This window comes from Streptococcus sp. KR, assembly GCF_002238115.1.
GTDB lineage: Bacteria > Bacillota > Bacilli > Lactobacillales > Streptococcaceae > Streptococcus.
Genome location: NZ_NGVM01000012.1, coordinates 1 through 17,756, shown reverse-complemented (window position 1 = coordinate 17,756; position 17,756 = coordinate 1). Strand labels below are relative to the sequence as shown.

Below are 17,756 nucleotides of genomic sequence, written 5' to 3'. Positions count from 1 at the left end.
TTTTCGAAGAGTATTACATTGATAGTATAACCCCTCCCCCTAGGTCAGAGTCAAGCGTTTTTACGAAATTTTTTACTTTATCATAACATGAAAATGGTTTTCTTGACAGACCTTAGAAAACATGATAGGATAGTCAAGTCTATCAATCAAAAGAAACGCTCATTTTGAGTACTGATGAGGCTATTTGCCAAGGGCAGTAGCTTTTTCTTTTGCAACACTAATTTTAGGAGTTTAACTATGTCTGAAAAATCGCAATGGGGTTCTAAATTGGGCTTTATCCTAGCATCTGCTGGTTCAGCCATTGGACTTGGTGCTGTTTGGAAATTCCCCTACATGACTGCTGCTAATGGCGGTGGAGGCTTTTTACTGGTCTTTCTTATCTCCACTATTTTAATCGGTTTCCCCCTTTTGCTAGCTGAATTTGCCCTCGGCCGAAGTGCTGGTGTTTCAGCTATCAAAACCTTTGGAAAACTAGGCAAGAATAGCAAGTACAACTTTATCGGTTGGATTGGTGCCTTTGCCCTTTTTATCCTCTTATCTTTCTACAGTGTTATTGGAGGATGGATTCTAGTCTATCTAGGCATTGAGTTTGGAAAATTGTTCCAAATTGGTGGAACGGGTGATTATGCTCAATTATTTACTTCAATCATTTCAAATCCAGCCATTGCTCTAGGAGCTCAAGCTGCCTTTATCCTATTGAATATCTTCATTGTATCACGTGGGGTTCAAAAAGGAATTGAAAGAGCTTCGAAAGTCATGATGCCTCTGCTCTTTATCATCTTTGTCGTCATCATTGGACGCTCTCTCAGTTTGCCAAATGCCATGGAAGGGGTTCTTTACTTCCTCAAACCAGACTTCTCTAAGCTGACAAGTGCTGGTCTCCTCTATGCTCTGGGACAATCTTTCTTTGCCCTCTCACTAGGGGTTACAGCCATGCTGACCTATGCTTCTTATTTGGATAAGAAAACCAATCTAGTCCAGTCAGGGATTTCCATCGTTGCCATGAATATCTCAGTATCCATCATGGCAGGACTAGCCATTTTCCCAGCCATGTCAGCCTTCAATATCCAGTCTGAAGGGGGACCAAGCTTGCTCTTTATCGTCTTGCCTCAACTCTTTGACAAGATGCCTTTTGGAACCATTTTCTACATCCTCTTCCTCTTGCTCTTCCTCTTTGCGACGGTCACTTCTTCCGTTGTTATGCTAGAAATCAATGTGGGCAACATCACCAATCAGGACAACAGTAAACGTGCTAAATGGAGTGCTATTTTAGGAATCTTGACCTTTATCTTTGGAATTCCTTCAGCCCTTTCTTACGGTGTTATGGCGGATGTTCACATCTTTGGTAAGACCTTCTTTGATGCTATGGATTTCTTGGTTTCCAATCTCCTCATGCCATTTGGAGCCCTCTGCCTTTCACTTTTTACAGGCTACATCTTTAAGAAGGCTCTTGCTATGGAGGAATTACATCTTGATGAAAGAGCCTGGAAACAAGGACTTTTCCAAGTCTGGCTTTTCCTCCTTCGTTTCATCATTCCTATCATCATCATTGTGGTCTTTATCGCCCAATTTATGTAATCAAAAAGGACTTGAGTAGTGAACTCAGGCCCTTTCTTTTTTATGGATGGCTAACAATCAATTCCAAACCTTGCCCTTCCAAAGTCCAAGATTCAACATCACTTGGTAGGATAAAGTGGCTACCTTTTTGGATTGGATAGTTTTTCCCATCAACAGTCAGTTGACCCTGACCAGCCAAGACACTCAACAAGCTGTAGTCAGCTGTCTTTTCGAAGTTAACTTTTCCAGTAATTTCCCACTTGTAAACTGCGAAGAAGTCATTAGACACAAGAAGAGTTGAATACAAATCATCAGTTTTGATAGTTACAGGACGGCTATTGGCAGGCTCGCCAATGTTTAAAACATCGATAGATTTTTCAAGGTGAAGTTCACGCAAGTTGCCATTGTCATCCTTGCGGTCAAAGTCATAGACACGATAGGTGGTGTCACTAGACTGTTGGGTTTCAAGAATTAAGATGCCCGCACCAATAGCGTGCATGGTGCCACTTGGAACATAGAAGAAATCTCCAGCCTTAACAGGCACTTTGGTAAGCAAGGCATCCCAGTTCTTGTCCTCTATTTGCTGACGGAGTTCTTCTTTTGACTTGGCATTGTGACCGTAGATAATCTCTGAACCTTCATCCGCAGCAATGATGTACCAGCATTCTGTTTTTCCAAGTTCGCCTTCATGCTCTAGTCCATATGCATCATCTGGATGAACTTGAACACTGAGCCAGTCGTTGGCATCGAGGATTTTGGTCAAAAGCGGAAATACAGACTCAGGACGATTGCCAAACAATTCACGGTGTTCTGCATACAAAGTAGCTAGATCTGTTCCCTCAAAACTACCATTAGCAACTTTAGAGACACCATTTGGATGAGCTGAGATAGCCCAGTATTCGCCAATTTTTTCACTTGGGATGTCGTAGCCAAACTCATCACGTAGCTTGGTCCCACCCCAGATTTTTTCTTGCATAACTGATTGTAAAAATAATGGTTCTGACATCATATTCTCCTGTCTGATTTTTCTCCCCTCATTATAGCAAAAAGCTCCATCTAATTGAACTCTTTTTCCAATCTTATAAAGTAGGGAGAAGATTTTATAAAAATAGTAAAGAAATCCCCTCTTATGCTATAACTTTTGCTGGCGATCAAACTCTACTATGTCCTATTTCATACGATAAAAATCAAGCACTAGACCAGCAGGGCCTTTAACTAATAAGGACTCTGTTTCCCAATCCGTTTCACAAATACCATGTAAAATCTCGACACCGATCTCTTTTAAACGTTGGTAATTCTGATTTAGATCCTCAACCTCGATATGAAGAATGATTCCTGACTGAAAATCTTCCAAAGGAATCAAATGATTTTGGGACAACATCAGACAGTGACTGCCAATCGTAAATTGAGCAAAACTGTCATCAACATAATCGGACTTTTTATCCAAAATACGCTCCAAGTCAGCACAGACTTGGGGAACATCTGAAACGATAATATCTAATTGATTTAAATTCATTTACTATCCTCCAGAAAAAGACCGGATTGCTCCGATCTTTTTAAGTTTCTCTCTGTGAAAATCAAAGAGTAAAATCTTCAATGCTTACATTTGATTTTCGACGAGAGAAATTATTTAATTGCGCGTGATTGCAACCCTTCTTCTTCCAAGAAGAGGCGGAATGGTACGAGTTCTTCTGCTTCGTATTTTTCCTTGAAAGCTTTGATTGCTTCTTCTGAGTGAAGTTTTGGATCCAATTCAAGTACTTCTACTGGAAGTGGACGGTGTGGAGTGATGCGAGCATCGATCACAACAGTTTTACCTTCTTTGTTCAATTTAACAGCTTCTGCAACAACTGCATCGATGTCTTCGATACGGTCAACTGTAAATCCAACAGCTCCTTGAGCTTCAGCGATTTTCGCATAGTCAGCATTAGGGAAGTCACAACCAAACAAGTGTTTGTTTGTGTCTTCGTATTTGTCCTTGATGAAGGCATATTTACCATTTGAGAAGACAACGTTGATAACTGGAAGGTCGTATTGAACGTTTGTGATAACGTCTGGGTAGCACATGTTAAATGCTCCGTCACCCATGATGTTCCATACTTGGCGATCTGGATTGTCTTTCTTAGCAGCGATACCACCAGGAAGGGCAATACCCATTGTCGCAAAGAGTGGAGATGTACGCCACATGTTCTTAGGTGTCATGTGAAGGTGACGAGTAGATGTTTGAGTAGTGTCACCTACGTCGATTGAGTAGATAGCGTCTTGATCAGCATGTTTGTTGATTGCATTGTAAACTTGATACAATTGCAATTCACCCTCAGTTTTACCTTCGAGTTTGTTCATGTAATCACGCCAGTTTTGGTTATTCTTAACGTTTGCACGCCACCATGGAGTTGATTCAACTGGGTTTACTTTGTCGAGGATAGCTTTAGCTGCTTGACCTGCGTCACCAAGGATTGAAGCGTCTAGGGCATGACGTTTACCAAGTTTGTAAGGGTCAATATCCACTTGGATGAATTTTTCAGTGTTCTTGAATGCTTCATAAACTTCAGCAAATGGGAAGTTTGAACCAAGGAAAAGAACTGTGTCTGCTTCAAAGACCACTTCGTTGGCTGGTTTCCAACCAACACGGTAAGCAGAACCTGTCAAACCTTCATAGTTCCATTCGAAAGCTTCAAAGTTTTTACCAGTTGTGATGATTGGTGCTTTGATTTTACGTGACAATTCAGTGATCACTTCACCAGCTTTAACACCACCGTAACCAGCATAGATAACTGGACGTTCAGCATTGTTCAAGATTTCAACAGCTTTGTCGATTTCAACTTCGTTCAAAGCAGGAGCGATGAATGAACGCTCGTATGAACCTGATCCATAGTATGAGTTTTCGTCGATTTCTTGGAAACCGAAGTTTACTGGGATTTCAACAACAGCTGGACCTTTTTTAGAAACTGCAGCACGGCAAGCTTCGTCAATAACTTTTGGCAATTGCTCAGCATAAGCTACACGTTTGTTGTATACAGCGATACCGTTGTACATTGGGTTTTGGTTCAATTCTTGGAAAGCATCCATGTTGAGTTCGTTAACTGGACGTGATCCAAGGATTGCTAGGAATGGAGTGTTATCCATAGCTGCATCGTAAACACCGTTAATCAAGTGAGTCGCACCTGGACCACCTGAACCAACTGCAACCCCGATTGAGCCGCCGAATTTAGCTTGCATAACCGCTGCAAGAGCACCTGTTTCTTCGTGGCGAACTTGCAAGAAGCGGATATCTTTGTCTTCAGCCAAAGCGTCCATCAATGAGCTGAGTGTTCCTGATGGGATACCGTAGATCGTGTCTACGCCCCATGTTTTCAATACATTAAGCATTGCTGCAGATGCAGTAATTTTCCCTTGAGTCATAATGATAACTCTCCTTCAAATATTTTTAAATCTACTAAAAAAGGTTTCATATAGTTTTTGAAAACGTTTCAGTAAATTTTTACACTACTAATTTATCACATTTATTTTGACTTTACTAAGAATCTGCTCAGAAGTTTTTATTCTCTATTACAGTACAGTTTGAAAACGTTTTTAGTTTCTGTTTTATAATAAAAAAGCGAGCAAGCCCGCTTTTAATCTATTTTACTAAAGTTTAAGAGAAGGGAACTGGTCAGCACAGATACAGAACTAAAGGCCATGGCTAACCCTGCTAGTTCTGGGTTGAGTGCCAGTCCAATACCTGAAAAGACTCCTGCTGCAATCGGAATTCCGGCGACATTGTAGATAAAGGCCCAGAAAAGATTGAGCAGAATTCGATTAAAGGTTTTCTTACTCATGTCAAAGGCACGAACCACTCCTAAAAGATTATTGGTTGTCAACACCAAATCTGCTGACTCGATGGCAATATCTGTTCCAGCTCCCATAGCAATCCCCACATCTGCTACACTGAGGGCAGGAGCGTCATTGATACCGTCACCAACAAAGGCTACTTTTCCAATCGCTTGTAGTTTATGGATTTCATGGGCTTTTTCTTCTGGTAAGACACCTGCAATGACCTCTTCGATTCCGATCTGATCGGCAATTGCACGCGCCACACCTGCATTGTCTCCTGTCAGCATGACTGTTTTAAGACCTCGTTTTTTCAACTGACTGATGGCAAGCTTAGCATTTTCCTTAGGAATATCTTGCAGAGCAAGCAAGCCTTTGATTTCATTCTCAACAGCCAAGAACACAACTGTCTTAGCTTCTTTTTCCAGTTGTTCTAGTTTTTCTTGATAAATGCTAGAAATATCCATGCCATCCAGCATTTTAGCATTTCCAAGCAAAATTTGTTTTCCATTGATTTGCCCTGAGACACCTTTTCCGTGCAAGGCTTGGAAATTTTCAACAGTGTGAAACTCAAGTCCAGTTTCAGTCGCTCGCTTGACAATGGCCTCAGCCAGTGGGTGTTGTGAAGCTTCTTCCAAGGAAGCTGCCAATCCAAGCACCTCTGCCTCGTCGCCGATGATATCTGTTACCACTGGTTTCCCTTCCGTCAAAGTTCCTGTTTTATCAAAGACAATAGTTTGGACTTTCTGGATTTCCTGTAGAACCGTTCCATTTTTAAGGAGAACTCCCATCTTAGCACTGCGACCTGTCCCCACCATGAGGGCTGTCGGTGTTGCAAGTCCCAATGCACAAGGGCAGGCAATAATCAGAACTGCTACTCCATAGAGAAGCGAAGACACAAAGCTCGCTCCAAGCACAACTACACTATCCCTGAGCAAGACGAACCAAACCCAAAAGGTCACAATCCCTAAAATGACAACTGCTGGGACAAAAATGCCTGAAATTTTATCCGTCAAGTCCTGAATCGGCGCACGACTTGTCTGAGCTTTCTTCACAAAATCCACAATCTGAGCCAAAACTGTCTCTGAGCCAACTTTTTCTGCCTTAAAAACAAGCGTTCCACTATTATTGATGGTTGAGCCAATCACGGTATCTCCAACTGTCTTGTCCACAGGCAGACTCTCACCTGTCACCATAGACTCATCAATACTAGAGATACCTTCTACTACGACACCATCAACCGCAATCTTTTCACCGGGACGCACTCGAATCAGGTCACCTACCTTGACTTGCTCCAAAGGGACTTGAACATAATTATCCTCACGCAAGACTTCTGCAGTTTTAGCCTGCAAGTCAAGTAATTTCTCCACAGCTTGGGAAGTATTTTTCCGCATTTTCTCCTCAAAAACGGCTCCCATAAGAACGAAGAAGAAGATAAAGGCAGCACTTTCAAAGTAAACGGGGAGGCCAGCGAAGAGGGCAACTAAGCTATAGAAATAGGCCACTAGGGTTCCCAGAGCAACCAAGGTATCCATGTTGGCATTATGCTTTTTAAAACTAGCCCAAGCACTTTGGATATAAGGACCACCTGCTACTAGCATAATCGGTGTTGTGGCTAAAAAGGTGCCCCAGCGCATGACTTGGTGACTAATTCCTCCTGTCGACATCCCAATCATGAGGATCACAAGAGGCACAGTAAAGATACTAGTAATCCAAAAACGCTGTAAAAGTGATAGAGATTTTCGAGTCTTCTCAACAACTGTATAACTTCCCTTTTGCATCTTCATGCCACAAGAAAATTCATGTTGGCCTAATTCTTGAGGTGTAAAACGAATTGTTTTCTCTTCGTCTACGCCGATTGGTTCCAAGATGCCTTCTTCTTCAAACAGAATTTCCTTGTAACAGTTTGAAGGAGTTGCTCGATGAAAGGTAATCTCAGCAGGAATTCCCTTTTGAAGCTGGATATGGGCTGGATGGTAGCCTTTGTCTGCCGTGATACGGATTTTTTGAACACCATTTTCAAGATTTGCTTTTATAATTTCAGTCATATCATTCTCCTATTCTACAATCATCTTACCGTGCATCATATTCATGCCACAAGAGAAACCATACTCTCCAGCCTGCTCAGGCGTGATTTCCACTACATACTCTTCACCCATTGGCAGGTCCGCATGTACACCAAAATCTGGAAAAACAATTTGGTCCAAACATGGTGAAGGGTCCTTACGGTCAAAGACAATGCGGGCTGGCACTGATTTCTTGAGGATAATCAACTCAGGCGTATAGCCTCCCATGACTTCCACTCGAATCTCTTGGTAGCCGTTTTTTTGCTGGGCCTTTTGTCCAGATTTTTCAGGCTTTTTGAAAAACCAAAACAAGATAAACGCGATAAGGGCAATACAAATAATGGTTACAATACTATTTAACATGACGTCTCCTTTACATACAATTACATTTTACTTCTGTTACAGCGCTTGATTTCTTCTCAGAAATCACAGCTTCCAAGTCTTCCAAGTCAGCCTGAGTGAAATCACATTCAGCAATCAAATCAGCCAACAAGTTCTTAATCCTACGAGAACAAACCTTGTCCTTGATATCTTGGACAAGCAAATCTCGACTTTGGTCCAAAGTTAAAAGGGCTGAATAGATAAAGGACTTACCTTCTTTTTTCCTTGTCAGACACTCTTTCTCAACCAAACGAGCCAAAAGAGTTTGAATGGTTGACTTGGACCAGTCGAACCGCTCCGCTAGAACCCTGATTAAATCCGTACTAGTCTGCTCTCCTTGCATCCAAATAATCTTCATGACCTGCCATTCTGCATCTGAAATCTGCATTAGCACACCTCCAAAATCTACATTTGTCAATTACAATTATCAGTATACTCTTAAAATCTACAATTGTCAATTATAAAATCAATCTTTTCTTTGAAAAATTGAATTTTAACAACTTGATAAAGGATTTTCAGTCAAATCTTACTATATAAACTATAAAAATATGCTATACTAAAGAAAAAAGAAAACAACCACTAGGGGTGCGTAAAGCTGAGATTAACGACTGTTAGACCCTTTGACTCAATCTAGGTAATGCTAGCTGATGGAAGTGGAAATGATAATGGGGACTAGCAGTCTTCTATTGCCTTCCTGAAACAGACTAGCTTGTTCTTAAGAATACAAACTTCAGTTGGTTGGGAGGTTTTAGATGACTTATTTACCCGTTGCTTTGACCATTGCAGGGACTGACCCTAGTGGTGGGGCTGGCATTATGGCAGATTTAAAGTCATTCCAAGCTAGAGATGTCTATGGAATGGCCGTTGTGACCAGTCTTGTCGCTCAAAATACCCGAGGCGTTCAGCTAATCGAGCACGTTTCTCCTCAAATGTTGAAAGCCCAATTGGAGAGTGTCTTTTCTGATATTCCACCTCAGGCTGTAAAAACTGGAATGTTGGCAACTACCGAAATCATGGAAATTATCCAGCCCTATCTTAAAAAGCTGGATTGTCCATACGTCCTTGATCCTGTTATGGTCGCTACGAGCGGGGACACTCTGATTGATACCAGTGCCAGAACTTACCTAAAAACAAACCTGCTTCCACTTGCAAGTATTATCACACCGAATCTTCCTGAGGCAGAAGAGATTGTTGGTTTTTCAATCCATGATCCTGAAGACATGCAACGTGCCGGTCGCCTGATTTTAAAAGAATTTGGTCCTCAGTCTGTGGTAATCAAAGGTGGCCATCTCGAAGGCGGTGCCAAGGATTTCCTCTTTACCAAGGATGACCAATTTGTCTGGGAAAGTCCACGAATTCAAACCTGTCACACCCATGGTACTGGATGTACCTTTGCTGCAGTGATTACTGCTGAACTAGCCAAGGGAAAAAGCCTTTATCAGGCAGTTGATAAGGCCAAGGCCTTTATCACGAAAGCCATCCAAGACGCCCCTCAACTCGGTCATGGTTCTGGCCCAGTCAACCATACAAGCTTTAAAGATTAAAAAAACTCTCTAGTTCCCACTTTAAGGGAATTAGAGAGTTTTTATACTCTTCGAAAATCTCTTCAAACTACGTCAGCTTTATCTATAACCTCAAAGCTGTTCTTTGAGCAACCTGCGGCTAGCTTCCTAGTTTGCTTTTTGATTTTCATTGAGTAATAATTAGAAAATAATGTCATCCAACTTTGTTAAAAAGGCTTTCGTTTTTGCCTCTATATCTTCTACCTGCATCAAATCACGTACTACCGCTACACCAGCTATACCCGTGCCGATAAGTTGGTCAATATTCTCTGATGTCAAGCCGCCAATAGCAACTACTGGAATAGCGACCCTTTGGCAAATTGTTTTCAAGGTTGAAATCAGGGTGATAGGGGCATTTTCCTTGGTCGTGGTAGGGAAAATGGCTCCTGTCCCCAAGTAATCTGCTCCCCCTTCTTCTGCTTCGAGGGCTCTTTTTACTGTTTTAGCTGTGACACCGAGGATTTTTTCAGGACCTAGGACTTTGCGGGCAACCGAAACGGGTAATTCATCGTCGCCAATATGCAGACCAGCAGCATCAACTGCAAGACAAACATCCAAACGATCATCGATGATCAAGGGTACCTGATAGGCATCTGTTATTTCCTTGACTTGTTTTGCCAGTTGATAATATTGATTGGTTGTGAGATTTTTTTCTCGTAATTGGACTATGGTGACCCCTGAACGGCAGGCCGTCTCAATCTTTTCAAGAAAACTTTCCAAGGAATCTTGGTAGCGATTGGTTACCAGATACAGTCTAAGCGCCTTTCTATTCATAAACATCTCCTTTGATAGCATCTAGCCAATTTTCGTCTCTTTTGAGGAGAGAGAGCTGATTGAGAACTTGGAAACGAAATTCTTCCAATCCCATTCCTTGAACAACTATTTTCTCAGCAGCGATATTGAGATAAGAAACTGCTAGACACGAAGCTTCAAATCCAGTCTTTCCTTGGCTGAGGAAAACGGCTGTCAAGGCTCCAACCAAATCTCCTGTCCCTGTTATCCAGTCTAACTCTGCACAGCCATTCTCCAATACAGCGACCTGATTCTTCGAAACGATGAGGTCCTTGGGACCTGTTACCAAAAAAGAAAATCCAGGATAGCTTTGACACCAGTCTTTCAAGACTTGAAGCAAATCCTCAGTTTCTTGATCTTTAGCACTCGCATCAACCCCAACTCCATGGTGCTTTAAACCAACAAGACTTCGGATTTCTGACATATTTCCTTTAAGGACCATAGGCTTGTATTCTAAAAGATCTCTGACTAAGCTCTTACGAATGGATGAAGCCGTTACGCCAACCGCATCTACTACCATTGGGAGAGAAGCTTGAGCTGCATAAGAAGCTGCCATACGGATTGCTTTTTCCTTCTCAGCTGACAAGTGCCCCAAATTGATGAAGAGTGCCTGGCTTTGCTTAGTAAAATCGAGAACCTCACGAGGGTCATCTGCCATGACAGGTTTACATCCCAGAGCCAAAATCCCATTTGCCAGCATTTCACAAGAAATTTCATTGGTAATACAGTGAATGAGGGAAGTCTTTTCCAGAGGAAAAGGATTTGTCAATGCCTGCATCAGTCTATCCTTTCACCAAAGAAACATCCCTGCACTTTTTTAAAGAATTCCTGCTTGATTAAAAATCGAAAGGCAATAAAGGAAATCGCTGTGCCAATCAAGGTTGCTCCGAAAAATCGAGGCGTGTAGATAAACCAGCTAAGCTTAGCAGCTGATCCTGTAAAGAGTACCATAACAGGATAGGAAACAATAGAACCAATAATACCTGTTCCCAAAATCTCTCCTAGAGCGGAATAATGAAATTTTCGACCATACTTATAAAAGAGACCTGCTAGAAGGGCTCCAAAAGTCGCTCCTGTGAGAGCTAAAGGCGGAATCCCTTGAGTCGTCATACGGATAAAGGCTGTCACTGTAGCCATAGCCAAAGCATAAACAGGTCCCATCATGATTCCTGCTAGAATATTGACTACACTGGACATCGGTGCCATTCCCTCAATCCGAAAGATAGGTGTAAGGACTACATCAAGGGCAATCATCATAGATAAAATGGTTAATTTGTGAACTTGCAATTGGTTCTTTCTCATATTTCTATTCTTCTCCTTTTTCTAAAGAGTGTAAATCACTCTTCCATGTCTGGTGTTGGTAGGCCATTTCCCAAAACTTGGCTTCCATGTGAACACTAATGTGGAAGGCATCTAGCATTTTTTTCCTGTCTGTCTCGTCACTTTCTCGATAGAGTTGATTAACCAGCGCTCCCTCCTCTCTGATCTGTTGCTCTAACTCATCCGTAATATAAGTTTCAATCCATTGTTGGTAGAGAGGATTTGGTGATGGTTTAAGATTAAGTGATTTGCCTATATCATGATATAGCCAAGGACAAGGCAGCAAACTTGCAAAGGCAATGGCTAGATTTTCTTCTTCAAATTGACGATAAATGTGAGAGATATAATGATAGCAGGTTGGAGCGATTGGATGTTGCTCCATTTCCTGGTCGCTGATTTCCAATTCCTTGAAAAATTGTTGGCGGATAAATAACTCACCTTCCACTAGACTCTGAGCATTTTGTTTCAAGAGTCTCTTCATCTCTTGGTTGGAAGTCTTTTCAGCCAAGAGGTGATAGGCTTCTGAAAAAGCCTTCAGATAGTAGGCATCCTGAATCAAGTAATAGCGGAAAATTGCAGGTTCTAAATTCCCCTCTTGCAACTGTAAAACAAAGGGATGATGAAAGGATGCCTGCCAAGCTTCCTTGGATAATTCCATCGCAATATCTGTAAATTCCATAATAACTCCTTTATAAAAATAGACTGGTTTGAAGTAATAAAAAGAACAGCAGGTAGATGAATATTGTCCTTTGAGGAATATAAAAAGTTCGATAGCGATTCTCCACCTGTGCATGTTCGTCATATCCATGCGCCGACAGGGCTCTCAGGTAAAGATGGCGCCACCTAAAGACTGTCATCAGAACCTTGCTATAAATCAAGGGCGACCAAAAATGTAGTTCTTGACCGCGTAATAAGCAAGCTTCCTTGAGGGACTTGATTTCTTGCTGAATAAGGGGGAAGGAATTGAATACCACAATCAAGGCATAAGCCCAAGACCGTGATAACCCCTTTTGAGCCAAGTACAAAAGAAGCTCTTTTAGGGAAATAGAGGAAACAAAGACAAGACCAATACAAACGGTCACAAAGGCCCTCGTTCCAAGCATCACTGCCTGCGAAGCATCTCCGTGTAACTGAACTGCCCAGTAGTTGGCCAAAGATGGCAAAATGGCGAGCAGAATCATCCAAGCCAATACTTTAAATCGCCGGTAATAGAGCATAAAGAGAATGCAAAATGCGACTACTGAAAGATTCAGAGCAATCGAAGGAATGAAAGATGTTTCCAAGGATAAAATCAGCAAGAAGAGACTGATAATCGGTGTCTGGGTTGCTACTTTGACCATACTACTTCACCTCCCCTTGGGTATTGCTACTCTGAGATGTGAGTGGTTTAGTAATTGTCACTTCTTTCACATGACTGAGACCCTGACTAGTCATCTTAATCCAATAATCAACCACAGAGATCAAGGGATCCAAACGATGGCTAATGATCAGAAAACTTCTTCCTTGATTTCTCTCCTCCACAATCCACTGACAAAAATAATGGCAAGCTCTATCATCCAAACCTGCAAAAGGTTCATCTAGTAAGATCACAGAAGCCTTGCTAGTCAAGATGGTCAAGAGCTGAAGAATCTTTTGCTGGCCACCACTTAATTGATAGGGACTCTTATCAAGAGTCTGCTCCAGATCAAAATATTGTAAAGCTTGGAGTATCCGCTGATTTCTTTCAGAATCAGGTCCATCTAATTGAAGCTCTTCTCGCAGACTGACTCTGATAAACTGCTTCTCAGCTTCCTGAACAACACCCGTTAGGTCACGATACAAACTCTTTTTCTTTTTCAGGACTGTCCCCCTCCACGTAATGCGCCCCTTATACTTCTGAAATTGAAGAATAGACCGAAAGAGGGTGGATTTCCCGACACCATTGTCACCCAAGATACAGGAAATCCCTTGGTAGAATGTAAAATCAGCAATCGAAAAGAGGGGACGCTTCTCCAGCTCACAAGTCGTTCTATCCATATGGAATAGTTCTGGACTAAAAGCAACATTCTTTGAAGAAACCTGTGTCATCTCAGAGGAAGGGATTTGAAACACTTCCCTTAGTTGTCCGTCTCTTAGCTCCACCATATGGTCGATATAGGCTTCATAATCAGATAAATCATGGTCGCACAGGATGACTGTCTTCCCATTAGAGGCTAACTCTTTTAGAATCTCCAATATCTCTAACCTACTCTTGCGGTCAATGGAAGCGAAGGGCTCATCCAAAAGATAGACCCTAGGATTCATAGCAAAGAGAACAGCCAAAGCAGCCTTTTGCTTTTCTCCACCTGATAAGTGATGAATGGGACGGTGCAAAATCGCCTTGCAGCGACATTGCTGGACAACCTCTGCTATTTTTGAATCAATTTCCTGAACGGGATGCCCAATATTTTCCAAGGTAAAAATCAGCTCCTCAAACAAGTTCTCCATGGTAAATTGATGATTGGGATTTTGAAAGAGAATACCAACCGTCTGGACACGTTCGATGATAGAAAGCTGACTGACCTCGCTCCCATTTATCAGGACTTGACCGCTATAGGGAAGAGAACTGACTTGGGCTATTATTTGAAAGAGACTTGATTTTCCTGAACCACTGCTCCCAACTAACAAGGTAAAGGCTTGCCCATGAAAGGTAAAATCAAGTGGCTCCGAGAAGATTGGGGACTGAATCTCCCGTAATTCCAGCCCCATCTATGCTTTTCCTCCAGTTGCAAACTGATGATAGAGTTTGACAATGGCACGAACCAAGATGGTACAGAAGAAAAAGACGGAAATAAAACGTACCACTAGCAAGGAAAGGACAAAAGGAAGGGAGAAGGCATAGTAACCTAACTTAATGTATTCATAGACAAAGCTAACAAGCGTAATCCCAATACTATTAGCAGTTAGAGAGAGCCAACTTTCATAGCGATTCTTGGTTACGATAAAACCAAGTTCACTTCCCAAACCTTGAACCAAGCCAGACAAAAGGGCACCTAGACCGAATTGGCTCCCATAAAGGACTTCAGCAAGCGCAGCTAGCACTTCTCCAATCGTTGCGCTTCCCACTCTTGGAACAAAGATGGCCGCAATGGGCGCAGCCATACACCAGAGACCAAAGAGGATTTCATTGGCAAAGGCCTGCAAGCCAAGAGGGGCTAAAATCAGAGTGAGGACATCAAACAGATAGCCGGATCCTACAAAAACGCCACCAAAAAAGATAGACAAGAAAGCAAGTAAAATAACATCTTTTAACTGCCATTTTTTCAACATAAAAAACTCCTTTTTTAAAGAAAAGTGGGGTATTCAAGGTGAGCTACCGAAAGGCTTAACGTCCAGCCTATCCTCTTTTGATAAACAAAAAAACTCCAATTACAATCAAGAATTAGAGTTTAGCTTACAAGATTAGACAGTTCTTTTCGACATACGAAAAAAACGTTTCACATTTCCCTTCGACAGTCTTAACTGTATCAGGTTCAATGGGTATCATCTCAGCCTAAAGCACCCCAAATGTCTTTATTATTTTATTATATAACTATTATAACAAACGATTTTTTTCAGTTCAAGAAATTGAACTGGAAATACAGACTTGCACTCACAAAGACAGCAGATCTTTCTTTTGCAAAAACCAAATGTCTTGTTTGATAGATTAGCCATTTGAGCTGAATCTGGACATAGTTTTTTAGAAAAAAGAAAATCCTACTCCCTCAGAATCCAAGGAAAAATTGATAGCTATTGTTCACTCATTTCCCGAACAGTTTTTTCTATATTTTTTGCATACGATATTGCTGAAATGATTGAAACACCGTCAACATTGGTCTTCATAATGTCTTTAATATGTTTCGTCTGTATCCCACCAATTGCAACTAAGGGCATTTGTGGCAATAGTGTCCGCATCAATTTAAGACCTTCATAACCTATAGCACCACCAGCATCATCCTTTGTCTGGGTATCAAATACAGGACCAACACCGACATAATCTACATATTCAACTTTTGATTGTTGAAATTCTTCCTCGTTTTTTATAGAAAGACCAATTATTTTATCTGGCATCAATTTTCTAATTTCATCAACTCCAAGGTCATCTTGTCCTACATGTACGCCATCAGCGTCAATTTCCATCGCCAAATCAATATCATCATTAACAACAAACGGAACATTGTATTTTTTACAAAGATCCTGTAGTTTAATTGCTAATTCGACTTTTTCTTTACCTTCCAGGGCCCCCTCACCTTTTTCACGGAATTGAAATAAGGTTATACCACCTTTTAAGGCTTCCTCAACGACTCTATATAGATCTTTTCCCTGGCAAGTAGTCGTTCCACAAATAAAATATAGTTTTAGTAATTCTTTTTGAAACATCTTACTTCACTCTTTTGAATTTCTTTACATCTTCATCTGTAATCTCGTATAAGGCATTTATAAATTCAACTTTAAATGTTCCAGGAAGATCTCCATTTGGACGTTTTTCTGCCATTTCTCCAGCGATATTGTAAACCAACATTGCTGTTTCTAATGATTTCAATTCTTGACCTTTTTCTAGTCCGATAAAGCTTGCTACCACTGCCCCTAATAAACATCCAGTTCCAATAACTTTTGGCATCATGGCACTACCATTATGAATCGTTACCACTTCTCCATTTACCGCAATAGCATCCACTTCACCTGTTACTACTATTGGAATATTGAACTTCTCATTTGCTGCTAGAGCAATTTCGTCAATATTATCTACGCCTGCACTATCTACTCCTTTAGATGCCACATTTATTCCCACTAAAGAGGCAATCTCGCCAGCATTTCCCCTTATCGCTGCTAGTTTATAATTGTTGATTAGATCATCTGCTACTTTTTTTCTATATTCTCCTGCTCCACAGGCTACAGGATCTAGAACTGCTGGGACATTATATTTCTCTGCAATTTTCAAAGCAGCTTGGTATAATTTCCAATTTTCATCTGTCAATGTTCCTATGTTTATTAATAAACCACCAGCATACTTTAATAAATCCTCTAAATCAGCAGGAAACTCACTCATGGCTGGTGATGCACCCAGTGCTACTAATCCATTTGCTGTGAAATTTTTTACTACATCATTGGTTATGCAAATGACCAAAGGTGCTTTTTCTTTTAATAATTTTAAACTTGTCATATTGAAATCCTTCCTTTTCACTTTATACGATTTACTGATTTCGATTGATCTCTATCTTTCGTTAAGAAATTTTTTTCAGTTACATTGAATGATTTACCTCATCAAATTTGTAAATATCCTAAACTTTCTCTAGGCGTCATAACCAATATCAAAAAAGGCTAATTCTAAAGCGACCGCTTGATTCCAGCGTTCCTGAAGTTCTGTCAAATCTTCTAGATTTTTCCCGATACGATTAAGTTCATCAACCAGAAATTGAACCCACTCTGCAAAGAAAGGACCTCTGTGGAGATTGATCCATTCCGAATGAATATAGGCTTCAGGTAGAGCCAAATCTTTAGAACCCCAGTCCAAATAGAGACCTTCTGCGATGACCAACATGACCAAAAGATGGGCATAATCTGATGAAGCCACAGCAGAATACATTAGCTCCTGAAACGCTTTTGTTACAGGGTGCAAGGTCACTTCTAGATAGTCATTCTCTGCTACTTTTAACTCTTTGAAAGCCTTTTGGAAATAGCCATCTTCATCTGCTTCAAGAAAGCCTAGTTGCTTGGCAAAACGAAGTTTGGATTCAAGCTGGTCTGCGTGAGCTACACAGGCACCCAGCATGGATAAGAAGGCATCAAAGAAATGATAATCTTGAATCAGGTAGTCTTTTAAGACCTTATTCTCAATTGTCCCCGCAAAAAGTTCCTTAACAAAACGATGATTGATTGCAGCCTGCCAATCCTTCTGACTGCTTTTTAATAATTCTCCAACAGTCAAACCTGGCTCAAATGCATAGTCTTGTGTTTCCATATTTATTTTTCCTCTCTTTACTCGTTCGTAATCAACAAAACATCAAGAAAATCCTAGTTTTACTTGACCTTTTTAAAGAAAATCAAGGGCGTTCAAGAAGAGCTACCTAAATGCTTTGTATCACCTTCATCCAGCTTATATAAACAAAAAAACTCCAATTACAATCAAGAATTAGAGTTGACTTATAAGATTAGATCGTTCATTTCACCATACGAAAAAACGTTTCACATTTCCCTTCGCCAGTCTTAACTGTATCAGGTTCAATGGGTATCATCTCAGCCTAAAGCACCCCAAATGTCTTTATTATTT

At 41.0% G+C, this 17,756-nt stretch carries 18 protein-coding genes and 3 riboswitches; of the genes, 2 read left to right on the top strand and 16 right to left on the bottom strand.

What is annotated here, in order from left to right:
* The first annotated feature begins 237 nt into the window (after positions 1-237).
* Entirely contained in the window at positions 238-1,578 is a 1,341-nt protein-coding gene (locus tag CBI42_RS06320; RefSeq protein ID WP_049552162.1) for a sodium-dependent transporter, read from the top strand.
* 40 nt (positions 1,579-1,618) lie between these two features.
* Here CBI42_RS06320 and manA read toward each other — a convergent pair whose 3' ends face one another.
* The 6 genes from manA to CBI42_RS06290 all read right to left on the bottom strand — a co-directional run bounded on the left by manA (position 1,619) and on the right by CBI42_RS06290 (position 8,202).
* Complete coding sequence (gene manA / locus CBI42_RS06315; protein WP_094753547.1) at positions 1,619-2,563, bottom strand: mannose-6-phosphate isomerase, class I; 945 nt, start codon at positions 2,561-2,563, stop codon at positions 1,619-1,621.
* Positions 2,564-2,725: 162 nt separating this feature from the next.
* Positions 2,726-3,073 (bottom strand): VOC family protein, encoded by a 348-nt coding sequence (locus tag CBI42_RS06310; RefSeq protein ID WP_094753546.1) that lies wholly within the window; start codon positions 3,071-3,073, stop codon positions 2,726-2,728.
* Between the two features lie 110 nt (positions 3,074-3,183).
* Positions 3,184-4,959 (bottom strand): pyruvate oxidase, encoded by a 1,776-nt coding sequence (spxB, locus tag CBI42_RS06305; RefSeq protein WP_049535419.1) that lies wholly within the window; start codon positions 4,957-4,959, stop codon positions 3,184-3,186.
* Positions 4,960-5,171: 212 nt separating this feature from the next.
* Positions 5,172-7,415, bottom strand: coding sequence for a heavy metal translocating P-type ATPase (locus CBI42_RS06300; protein ID WP_094753545.1), 2,244 nt, complete (start codon positions 7,413-7,415; stop codon positions 5,172-5,174).
* Between the two features lie 9 nt (positions 7,416-7,424).
* Positions 7,425-7,796 carry a cupredoxin domain-containing protein gene (locus tag CBI42_RS06295; protein WP_000935061.1) on the bottom strand — a complete coding sequence of 124 codons (372 nt, stop codon included), beginning with the start codon at positions 7,794-7,796 and terminating at the stop codon, positions 7,425-7,427.
* A 10-nt stretch (positions 7,797-7,806) separates the two neighbouring features.
* A complete protein-coding gene (locus CBI42_RS06290; protein ID WP_094753544.1) occupies positions 7,807-8,202 on the bottom strand; it encodes a CopY/TcrY family copper transport repressor in 396 nt (131 codons plus the stop codon).
* Positions 8,203-8,385: 183 nt separating this feature from the next.
* A riboswitch (TPP riboswitch) is annotated at positions 8,386-8,483 on the top strand.
* Positions 8,484-8,566: 83 nt separating this feature from the next.
* On the opposite strand from CBI42_RS06290, the gene thiD reads away from it, so the two are divergent.
* Complete coding sequence (gene thiD / locus CBI42_RS06285; protein WP_094753543.1) at positions 8,567-9,358, top strand: bifunctional hydroxymethylpyrimidine kinase/phosphomethylpyrimidine kinase; 792 nt, start codon at positions 8,567-8,569, stop codon at positions 9,356-9,358.
* A 159-nt stretch (positions 9,359-9,517) separates the two neighbouring features.
* Here the strand turns inward: thiD and thiE (CBI42_RS06275) are convergent, their stop codons facing one another.
* The 10 genes from thiE (CBI42_RS06275) to CBI42_RS06230 form a co-directional block, all read right to left on the bottom strand.
* Complete coding sequence (gene thiE, locus CBI42_RS06275; RefSeq protein WP_094753542.1) at positions 9,518-10,150, bottom strand: thiamine phosphate synthase; 633 nt, start codon at positions 10,148-10,150, stop codon at positions 9,518-9,520.
* Positions 10,143-10,946 (bottom strand): hydroxyethylthiazole kinase, encoded by an 804-nt coding sequence (locus CBI42_RS06270; RefSeq protein ID WP_094753541.1) that lies wholly within the window; start codon positions 10,944-10,946, stop codon positions 10,143-10,145. Before CBI42_RS06270 ends, thiE (CBI42_RS06275) begins: the two co-directional genes overlap by 8 nt.
* A complete protein-coding gene (gene thiW, locus CBI42_RS06265) occupies positions 10,946-11,470 on the bottom strand; it encodes an energy coupling factor transporter S component ThiW (RefSeq protein ID WP_094753540.1) in 525 nt (174 codons plus the stop codon). The genes CBI42_RS06270 and thiW overlap by 1 nt, the downstream gene beginning before the upstream one ends.
* A gap of 4 nt (positions 11,471-11,474) precedes the next feature.
* The gene (gene tenA / locus CBI42_RS06260) at positions 11,475-12,167 is read right to left on the bottom strand and encodes a thiaminase II (protein ID WP_094753539.1); all 693 of its coding nucleotides are present in this window, start codon (positions 12,165-12,167) and stop codon (positions 11,475-11,477) included.
* Between the two features lie 10 nt (positions 12,168-12,177).
* Positions 12,178-12,828 (bottom strand): energy-coupling factor transporter transmembrane component T, encoded by a 651-nt coding sequence (locus CBI42_RS06255; protein WP_094753538.1) that lies wholly within the window; start codon positions 12,826-12,828, stop codon positions 12,178-12,180.
* 1 nt (position 12,829) lies between these two features.
* Positions 12,830-14,215, bottom strand: a complete 1,386-nt coding sequence (locus CBI42_RS06250) for an ATP-binding cassette domain-containing protein (RefSeq protein WP_094753537.1) — start codon at positions 14,213-14,215, stop codon at positions 12,830-12,832.
* Positions 14,216-14,776 carry an ECF transporter S component gene (locus CBI42_RS06245; protein WP_179211375.1) on the bottom strand — a complete coding sequence of 187 codons (561 nt, stop codon included), beginning with the start codon at positions 14,774-14,776 and terminating at the stop codon, positions 14,216-14,218.
* A gap of 157 nt (positions 14,777-14,933) precedes the next feature.
* Positions 14,934-15,022: riboswitch (TPP riboswitch) on the bottom strand.
* Positions 15,023-15,235: 213 nt separating this feature from the next.
* Positions 15,236-15,865 (bottom strand): thiamine phosphate synthase, encoded by a 630-nt coding sequence (gene thiE, locus CBI42_RS06240; protein ID WP_094753535.1) that lies wholly within the window; start codon positions 15,863-15,865, stop codon positions 15,236-15,238.
* Position 15,866: 1 nt separating this feature from the next.
* Positions 15,867-16,649, bottom strand: coding sequence for a hydroxyethylthiazole kinase (thiM, locus tag CBI42_RS06235; protein ID WP_049516541.1), 783 nt, complete (start codon positions 16,647-16,649; stop codon positions 15,867-15,869).
* Between the two features lie 129 nt (positions 16,650-16,778).
* Positions 16,779-17,447: a TenA family protein gene (locus CBI42_RS06230; RefSeq protein WP_094753534.1), complete on the bottom strand. Its 669-nt coding sequence runs from the start codon at positions 17,445-17,447 to the stop codon at positions 16,779-16,781.
* A gap of 214 nt (positions 17,448-17,661) precedes the next feature.
* A riboswitch (TPP riboswitch) is annotated at positions 17,662-17,750 on the bottom strand.
* Between the last annotated feature and the right edge of the window lie 6 nt (positions 17,751-17,756).